Raw genomic sequence first — 8836 nt, 5'->3', positions numbered from 1 at the left:
GGCCCGGACACCGTACGGTGTCCGGGCCGCCGCGCCTGGCCGCGCCTACTCGGCCCTACTCGGCCGGCTTCAGCGTCAGCGAGACGCTGTTGATGCAGTACCGCTGGTCCGTCGGCGTGCCGTAGCCCTCGCCCTCGAAGACGTGCCCGAGGTGCCCGCCGCAGCGGGCGCAGCGCACCTCGACCCGGCGCATGCCGAGTGAGGTGTCCTCGATGTACTGGACCCGGTCCCCGGCCAGCGGCGCGTAGTAGGACGGCCAGCCGCAGTGGCTGTCGAACTTGGTCTCGGAGCTGAACAGTTCGGCCCCGCAGGCCCGGCAGCCGTAGACGCCGACCGTCCTGGTGTCGGTGTACTCACCGGTGAACGGGCGCTCGGTGCCCGCCTCGCGGAGCACGTGGTACTCCTCGGGGCTGAGCTCGGCGCGCCACTCGGCCTCGGTCTTCTCGATCTCGTAGCTCATCACGGCTCCCGGTCGCGGCGTACGTGCGTGCGTGTGTCAGACGTTGGAAGCAACGTTCGCGAGGTGCTGAAGGATTTCCGGGCCCAGGTTGGTGACGTCCCCGGCGCCCATGGTGAGCAGCAGGTCGCCGGGGCGGGCGAGGCCGGCCAGCACGGCGGGAGCGGCGGCGAAGGAGTGCTCGGCGGCGACCTCGGCGCCGGCCCGGCGGGCGGCGTCGACGATCAGCTCGCTGGTCACGCCGGGGATCGGGTCCTCGCGGGCCGGGTAGATGTCCAGCACCACCGAGGCGTCGGCCAGCGCCAGGGCCCGGCCCATCTCCTCGGAGAGCTGCTGGGTGCGGCTGAACAGGTGCGGCTGGAAGACCACCAGCACCCGGCCACCGCCGGTCAGGCCCTCGCGGATCGCCTCCAGGTCGGCGGCCATCTCGGTGGGGTGGTGGGCGTAGGAGTCGATCACCTGGACCCCGGCGGCCTCGCCCTTGAGCTGGAGGCGGCGGCGCACGCCGGTGTAGGCGCCGAGCGCCTTGGCGAGGTCGGCGGCCGGGACGCCCAGCGCGACGCCGGCGGCCAGCGCGGCCACCGCGTTGTGGGCGTAGTGCCGGCCGGGCACCGAGACGGTGAAGGCCAGCTCGACGCCGTCCAGCAGCACGGTCACCTCGCTGGTCATGCCGCGGGCGACCACCGACAGCACCCGCAGGTCGGCGTCCTCGGCGGAGCCGACCGTCACCACGTTCAGGCCCTCGCGTCCGGCGACCCGGGAGGTGAGCTCGCGGGCGCCGTCGTGGTCGGCCGAGACCACCAGGGTGCCGCCGGGGACGATCCGGCCGACGAAGGTCTCGAAGGACTCGTAGATCTCCTCGATCGACGCGTAGTTGGCGTGGTGGTCCAGCTCCACGTTGAGCACGATCGCCACCTCCGGCGCGTACTTGTGGAAGCTGCGGTCGCTCTCGTCCGCCTCGGCGACGAAGATCTCGCCGGTGCCGTGGTGGGCGTTGGAGCCGGGCGCGTCGAGGTCGCCGCCGATCGCGTAGGACGGGTCCAGGCCCAGCTCGCCGAGGGCGACGGCGAGCATGCTGGTGGTGGTGGTCTTGCCGTGGGTGCCGGCCACCGCCAGCGCCCGCCGGCCGCCCATCAGCGCGGCCAGCGCGTCGGAGCGGTGCACCACCGGGATGCCGCGCTCGTGGGCGACGGCCAGCTCCGGGTTGTCGGCGCGGATCGCGCTGGAGACGACCACGCTGCTGGTGCCGTCCGGCACGTGCTCGGCGGCGTGGCCGACGTGCACGGTGGCACCGAGGGCGCGCAGCGCGAGGACGGTCTCGGACTCCTTGGAGTCGCTGCCGGAGACGCTGGCCCCGCGCACGGCGAGGATCTTCGCCAGGCCGGACATCCCGGCGCCGCCGATGCCGATGAAGTGCGGGGCGTGCAGGTCGTGCGCGGCGTCGTTCAAGGCGTGGCTCCGTAGGGGCGGGGGCAGACAGGGCGGGCGGACGGGACGGGAGGACGGAATCGTCCTCGCGGGCGGACCGCAAGGACGATTCTGCACCACCGCCGCGCCGGGCCAGGAGTCGCTCAGGAGTCGCTGGCGAACAGCCTGAGCACCGGGACCCCCACCTTGTGCCGGGCCTGGGAGGCCCAGTCGCGGTGGAAGAACTCCTCCACGAAGTGCGGGGAGGTGAGCACCACCACCTCGTCCGCCCGCTGCTCCTCGACGACCGCGCGCAGCCGCTCCAGCGGCCGCTCCTCGACCAGCTCGCCCACCGCACCGGCCCCGGCCGTGCGCAGGTGGCGCAGGCTGTGCTCCAGCGACTCGGTGGCCACCGTCGGCGCGTTCCCGGACTCGTCGTGCTCGTGGACCACCTTGTCGAGGTGGCCGAGGGCGACGTCGTCGAGCGCCCGCAGCAGTTCGTCCTGCCTGCCGCGCGGCTGCATCAGGACGACGAAGGACACCTCCTCCTCGCCGTGGAGCGTGGTGACGAGTTCCACGTCCGCGTCGGAGAGAGCCTTTTCGATCATCAGTACCGTCTTGAACACGTGAGTCCCTTCCAGTGGCCGGCCCCCGGGCCCCGGCATCGCATAACGGGATCACGATCGGGGGGTCACGGGGTCATCCGAACCCAGGTGACGCAGGTAGCGAGTGAAGAGGAATCCTTTCTGCTCGATCAATGAGACCAGCTCCATCCGCTGCACGTCCGGCATTCCGGCATCGTGGAGGATGCGCGGCGCGTCGCCGCCGGTGAGCAGCGGGGCCAGCGACAGGCACAGCTCGTCCAGCAGACCGGCCGCCGCGAACTGCCCCAGCAGGCGCGGGCCGCCCTCGGTCAGCAGCCGGGTCCAGCCCCGCTCGGCCAGGGCCGCAACGCCCGCCCGCAGGTCCACCGAACCCGTGCCCGCGAGCACCAGGTCGGCCACCTCGGCCACCGCCCGACGGCGCTCCGCGTCGGCGTCCGCGGTGGTGATCACCACCGTCCTGACCAGCGGTTCGGTGAACAGCGGCGCGGTCAGGTCCAGCCGCAGCGAGCGGCTCACCACGGCGATCACCGGGGCGGGAGCCTGGCCCGCCGCCGCCCGGGCCGCCGCGAACTCCCGGCGCGCCCGGGCCGGCCGGTAGCCCTCGGCGCGGACCGTCTCCGCGCCCACCACTACCACGTCCGACAGGGCCCGCAGCACCCCGAAGATCCGCTTGTCCGCGTCGCCGGAGAGGCCCTCCGAGAGCCCGTCCAGCCTGGCCCCGCCGTCCAGGCCGGACACCATGTTGGCGCGCAGCCAGGGGCGCCCCTGATTCACCTGTTCGGGGTATGCGTAGACGGCGGCGAGCGATTCCAGTGCGGCCGGATCCGCGGGCCGGCCGCCCAGCGGGCTGATCAACTGTTGCATGATCCCAGTCTTCCACCGCGGGCCGTGCTCCGTCCGGGGCCGCGGGTCGTTCGGACGGCGTACGGGGCAGGCGTACCCTCTACTGATGTGCCCGCAGCCTCCCACTCCGCAACCGCGAACGAGCCGATAGCCGCCGCACCCGTGTCCGGCTCCCCGATCGCGCTCACCTCCCGCCGTCCCGTCGTGCCCGCCGAGAGGCTGGTCGCCGAGATGGTCCCGCCGCCCCGGTTCGCCGACGTGAGCTTCGGGACGTACATCCCGGACCCGACCCAGCCGAGCCAGTACGAGGCCGTCCAGGTCCTGGAGCAGTTCGCGGCCACCCTCGGCGGAGGAAACGGTTCGCCGCCCAAGCGCAGCTGGTTCCGCCGCTCCGCCCCCGCGCCCACCGGCCCCGCCGGGGTCTACCTCGACGGCGGCTACGGCGTCGGCAAGACCCACCTGCTCGCCTCGCTCTGGCACACCGCCCCCGGCCCCAAGGCCTTCGGCACCTTCGTCGAGCTGACCAACCTGGTCGGCGCGCTCGGCTTCCAGCAGGCCGTGCGGACCCTCTCCGGGCACACGCTGCTCTGCATCGACGAGTTCGAGCTGGACGACCCGGGCGACACCGTGCTGGTCTCCACCCTGCTCGGCCGGCTGGTCGAGAACGGCGTGAAGCTGTGCGCCACCTCGAACACCCTGCCGGAGAAGCTCGGCGAGGGCCGCTTCGCCGCCGCCGACTTCCTGCGCGAGATCCAGGGCCTGTCCGCGCACTTCCGCCCGATGCGGATCGACGGCCAGGACTACCGCCACCGCGGCCTGCCGGACGCCCCGCCGCCGTACTCCGACGAGGCCGTCGAAGACGTCGCGGACCGCACCCCCGGCGCCTCGCTGGACGACTTCGACGCCCTGCTCGCCCACCTCTCCGCCGTCCACCCCAGCCGCTACGGCGCGCTGCTGGACGACGTCACCGCGGTCTGCCTGCGCGGCGTCAAGCAGGTCGACGACCAGTCCACCGCGCTGCGCCTGGTCGTCCTCGCCGACCGCATGTACGACCGCGAGCTGCCGATCACCGCCTCCGGCCTGCCCTTCGACCAGGTCTTCCCGGCGGAGATGCTGCGCGGCGGCTACCGCAAGAAGTACCTGCGCGCCATCTCCCGCCTGGTCGCCCTCGCCCGGGACAGCGCCAAGTAGGACCCGCTTGTCAGTGGTGGGTCGTACCGTTGAGTGGTGCGTCCCATCACGAGTATTGAGCGGTCCGTGGCGCCCTTCGAGGTCGTCAGTCCCTTCCAGCCGAACGGCGACCAGCCGGCGGCGATCGCCGAGCTGGAACGGCGGATCAGGGGAGGGGAGAAGGACGTCGTGCTGCTCGGTGCCACCGGCACCGGCAAGTCGGCCACCACGGCCTGGATGATCGAGAAGCTGCAGCGCCCCACCCTGGTGATGGCGCCGAACAAGACGCTGGCCGCGCAGCTGGCCAACGAGTTCCGCGAGCTGCTGCCGAACAACGCCGTCGAGTACTTCGTCTCGTACTACGACTACTACCAGCCCGAGGCGTACGTCCCGCAGACGGACACCTACATCGAGAAGGACTCCTCGATCAACGAGGAGGTCGAGCGGCTGCGCCACTCGGCGACCAACTCGCTGCTCACCCGCCGGGACGTCATCGTGGTCGCCTCGGTCTCCTGCATCTACGGCCTCGGCACCCCGCAGGAGTACGTCGACCGGATGGTGCGGCTCAAGGTCGGCCAGGAGATCGACCGGGACGACCTGCTGCGCCGCTTCGTCGACATCCAGTACGCCCGCAACGACGTGGCCTTCACCCGCGGCACCTTCCGGGTCCGCGGCGACACCATCGAGATCTTCCCGGTCTACGAGGAGCTCGCCGTCCGGATCGAGATGTTCGGCGACGAGATCGAGGCGCTGTACACCCTGCACCCGCTCACCGGCGAGATCATCAGCCAGGACGAATCCGTCCACGTCTTCCCCGCCTCGCACTACGTGGCCGGCCCCGAGCGCATGGAGCGCGCGATCACCGGCATCGAGAAGGAGCTGGAGGGGACGCTCGCCCGGCTGGAGAAGCAGGGCAAGCTGCTGGAGGCCCAGCGGCTGCGGATGCGCACCACCTACGACATCGAGATGCTGCGCCAGATCGGCACCTGCTCGGGCGTCGAGAACTACTCGATGCACTTCGACGGCCGTGAGCCCGGCTCCCCGCCGAACACCCTGCTCGACTACTTCCCGGACGACTTCCTCCTGGTCATCGACGAGTCGCACGTCACCGTCCCGCAGATCGGCGCGATGTACGAGGGCGACGCCTCGCGCAAGCGCACCCTGGTCGAGCACGGCTTCCGGCTGCCCTCCGCGATGGACAACCGCCCGCTGAAGTGGGAGGAGTTCCTGGAGCGGATCGGCCAGACCGTCTACCTGTCGGCGACGCCCGGCCCGTACGAGCTGTCGCGCGGCGACGGCCAGGTCGAGCAGATCATCCGCCCGACCGGCCTGATCGACCCCGAGGTGATCGTCAAGCCGACCGAGGGCCAGATCGACGACCTGGTGCACGAGGTCCGTCAGCGGGTGGAGCGGGACGAGCGCGTCCTGGTCACCACGCTGACCAAGAAGATGGCCGAGGACCTCACCGACTACATGCTCGGCCTGGACATCCGGGTCCGGTACCTGCACAGCGACGTGGACACGCTGCGCCGGGTGGAGCTGCTGCGGGAGCTGCGGGCGGGCCGGTACGACGTGCTGGTCGGCATCAACCTGCTGCGCGAGGGCCTGGACCTGCCCGAGGTGTCGCTGGTGGCGATCCTGGACGCGGACAAGGAGGGCTTCCTGCGCTCCGGCACCTCGCTGATCCAGACGATCGGCCGTGCCGCCCGCAACGTCTCCGGCCAGGTCCACATGTACGCGGACAGGATCACTCCCTCGATGGAGAAGGCCATCGACGAGACCAATCGCCGCCGGGCCGTGCAGCAGGCCTACAACAAGGAGCACGGGATCGACCCGCAGCCGCTGCGCAAGAAGATCGGCGACATCCTGGACACCCTCGCCCGCGAGGACGTGGACACCGACGAGCTGCTCTCCACGGGCTACCGCAACCAGGGCAAGGGCAAGGCCCCGGTGCCGTCGCTGGGCGCGGATCGCAAGCCGGCCAAGTCCCTGCCCGCCGCCGAACTGGCGGACCTCATCCAGGAGATGACCGACCGGATGCACACGGCCGCCGCCGATCTCCAGTTCGAGGTCGCGGCCCGGCTGCGCGACGAGGTCAAGGAGCTGAAGAAGGAACTGCGGCAGATGCGCGAGGCGGGTGTGGCGTAGGCGGCCCGCGCGAGCGCGCCCGCGCCGGTGACCGGGCTTGGCCGGAATGACACCGGTCAAGTCCGCGGGTGTCTCAGGCTTGCCACAAACGGGGAAACCCGGGGGAGGGCGGGGTGCCGCAGGGCCTAGGCTGGCCTGCGGCATCGTGCCCTCGGGACGGGGTTGCGGGCCGTACGCAGAGGGGGCCTCAGCCGGGGGACGGCGACGGGGTGTTCCATCGTGGAGCCGCGCGGGTGTGACCGCGCGGCCGGCAGAGAGGACAACGTCGTGTCGGTGAACCTGGCCAAGGGGCAGCGGGTCAGCCTCCAGAAGGGGCAGGGCGCCGCCCTGACCGTGGTCCGGATGGGCCTCGGCTGGCGGGCCGCCCCCAAGCGCGGGCTGTTCGGCAGCCGCACCCGGAAGATCGACCTGGACGCCTCGGCGCTGCTGTACGCCGAGCGGACCCCGTCCGACGTGGTGTTCTTCTCGCACCTGGAGAGCAACGACGGCTCCGTGCGGCACACCGGGGACAACCTGGAGGGCGGCTCCGGGGCCGAGGACGACGAGGCGATCCTGGTCGACCTGGCGCACGTGCCCGTGCACATCACCCAGGTGGTGTTCACGGTCAGCTCGTACACCGGGCAGACCTTCGCCGAGGTGCAGCGGGCGCACTGCCGGCTGGTGGACGAGACCACCGGGCTGGAGCTGGCCCGCTACGAGCTGGCGGGCGGCGGGCCGCACACCGGGCAGATCATGGCCAAGGTGGTCCGGGACGGCGACGGCGGCTGGGAGATGCAGGCGATCGGCGCGCCGGCCAAGGGGCGCACCTTCCAGGACCTGCTGCCGGCGATCGAGCCGTACCTGTAGCCCGGGCGGCTCCCGCCGCTCCCCGCAGGACCCGCCACTCCCCGCTCCCGCGGCACCCGCCGCCCCGGCTCCCAGGGCTCCCCGGGGCCGGTGGCCCGCCTTGACGTTCTTTACCTTCTTTACCTTTCCTTGGAGCAGCTGTTACTCTCGTTGGCAGCGGAGGGGAGTATTCCTCGACAGCCGACCCCGTCATCACGGGTGCCCGTCGCGGCACCCCGGGGCGCTGGCCCGATGGGCGGAAGAGACCTCCGGCAGTGACGATGACTGTCTCGCCTACCTGCCGGAGGAGCAGTAGTGGACGTTTCCATAACCATGTGGGTCTCCACGATCCTGGTGCTGATCGCACTGATCGTGGCGGACTTCTTCATCGGAGGGCGCAAGCCGCACGAGGTCTCGATCAAGGAGGCCGGGATCTGGACGGCCGTCTGGGTCGTCCTGGCGGTCCTCTTCGGTGGCTTCCTCTGGTGGCACTCCGGTGCGCAGCCGGCGGGTGAGTTCTTCGCCGGCTACATCACCGAGAAGTCGCTCAGTGTCGACAACCTCTTCGTGTTCATCCTGATCATGGGCAAGTTCGCGGTGCCCAGGATCTACCAGCAGCGCGTGCTGATGTTCGGTGTGATCATCGCGCTGGTGCTCCGGGCGGTGTTCATCGCCGGCGGCGCCGCCCTGGTCTCCGAGTTCTCCTGGGTGTTCTTCATCTTCGGCGGCTTCCTGATCTGGACGGCCTGGAAGCTGATCAAGGAGGCCCGCGCCGAGGAGGAGGGCGAGGAGGAGTTCGAGGAGAACCGCGTCCTCAAGTCGATCACCCGCCGCTTCCCGGCCACCGAGGACTACCGCGGCACCAAGCTGTTCGTCCGGGAGAACGGCCGCCGGCTGATCACCCCGATGCTGATCGTCATGCTGGCGATCGGCACCACCGACGTGCTGTTCGCACTGGACTCGATCCCGGCCATCTTCGGCCTGACCCAGGACCCGTACGTGGTCTTCACCGCCAACGCCTTCGCCCTGATGGGTCTGCGCCAGCTGTACTTCCTGATCGGCGGCCTGCTGAAGAAGCTGGTCCACCTGTCGTACGGCCTGTCGGTGATCCTCGGCTTCATCGGTGTGAAGCTGGTGCTGCACGCCGCCCACGAGGCGGGCGCGGACTGGGCCCCGGAGATCGGCATCCCGTTCTCGCTGGGCTTCATCGTGGTGGTCCTGGCGATCACCACCTTCACCAGCCTGCGGGCCTCGAAGAAGGCCGAGCAGGCCGAGCGCGAGAAGCTCGACGCCTGACGCCCGACGCCCGAGCCCCGACGCGCCTGATGCCCGAGGCACCGGGCCGGTGCAACGGCCGAGGCCCCCGCGACCGCTTCCGGTC

At 71.1% G+C, this 8836-nt stretch carries 8 protein-coding genes; 4 read left to right on the top strand and 4 right to left on the bottom strand.

Annotation, left to right across the window (positions count from 1 at the left end):
* Positions 1–55 precede the first annotated feature (55 nt).
* From msrB to ACFVHV_RS42375, 4 genes are all read right to left on the bottom strand, one after another.
* Positions 56–460 carry a peptide-methionine (R)-S-oxide reductase MsrB gene (gene msrB, locus ACFVHV_RS42390; protein ID WP_359915314.1) on the bottom strand — a complete coding sequence of 135 codons (405 nt, stop codon included), beginning with the start codon at positions 458–460 and terminating at the stop codon, positions 56–58.
* Between the two features lie 36 nt (positions 461–496).
* Entirely contained in the window at positions 497–1906 is a 1410-nt protein-coding gene (gene murC / locus ACFVHV_RS42385) for a UDP-N-acetylmuramate--L-alanine ligase (RefSeq protein WP_380359016.1), read from the bottom strand.
* Between the two features lie 122 nt (positions 1907–2028).
* A complete protein-coding gene (locus tag ACFVHV_RS42380) occupies positions 2029–2490 on the bottom strand; it encodes an indole-3-glycerol phosphate synthase (RefSeq protein WP_359915318.1) in 462 nt (153 codons plus the stop codon).
* A 51-nt stretch (positions 2491–2541) separates the two neighbouring features.
* A complete protein-coding gene (locus ACFVHV_RS42375) occupies positions 2542–3333 on the bottom strand; it encodes a pyrimidine reductase family protein (RefSeq protein ID WP_380359013.1) in 792 nt (263 codons plus the stop codon).
* Between the two features lie 126 nt (positions 3334–3459).
* On the opposite strand from ACFVHV_RS42375, the gene zapE reads away from it, so the two are divergent.
* From zapE to ACFVHV_RS42355, 4 genes are all read left to right on the top strand, one after another.
* The gene (gene zapE / locus ACFVHV_RS42370; RefSeq protein WP_359915328.1) at positions 3460–4503 is read left to right on the top strand and encodes a cell division protein ZapE; all 1044 of its coding nucleotides are present in this window, start codon (positions 3460–3462) and stop codon (positions 4501–4503) included.
* Between the two features lie 36 nt (positions 4504–4539).
* The gene (gene uvrB, locus ACFVHV_RS42365; protein WP_359915322.1) at positions 4540–6630 is read left to right on the top strand and encodes an excinuclease ABC subunit UvrB; all 2091 of its coding nucleotides are present in this window, start codon (positions 4540–4542) and stop codon (positions 6628–6630) included.
* A 267-nt stretch (positions 6631–6897) separates the two neighbouring features.
* Positions 6898–7476, top strand: coding sequence for a TerD family protein (locus ACFVHV_RS42360; protein ID WP_359915324.1), 579 nt, complete (start codon positions 6898–6900; stop codon positions 7474–7476).
* A 294-nt stretch (positions 7477–7770) separates the two neighbouring features.
* Complete coding sequence (locus ACFVHV_RS42355; protein ID WP_359915326.1) at positions 7771–8751, top strand: TerC family protein; 981 nt, start codon at positions 7771–7773, stop codon at positions 8749–8751.
* The last annotated feature ends 85 nt before the right edge of the window (positions 8752–8836 follow it).

The sequence above is a fragment of the Kitasatospora sp. NPDC127116 genome, from assembly GCF_042677365.1.
In the GTDB taxonomy this organism is placed as follows: Bacteria; Actinomycetota; Actinomycetes; order Streptomycetales; family Streptomycetaceae; genus Kitasatospora; species Kitasatospora lactacystinica.
This window is presented reverse-complemented; position numbering and strand designations above follow the sequence as displayed.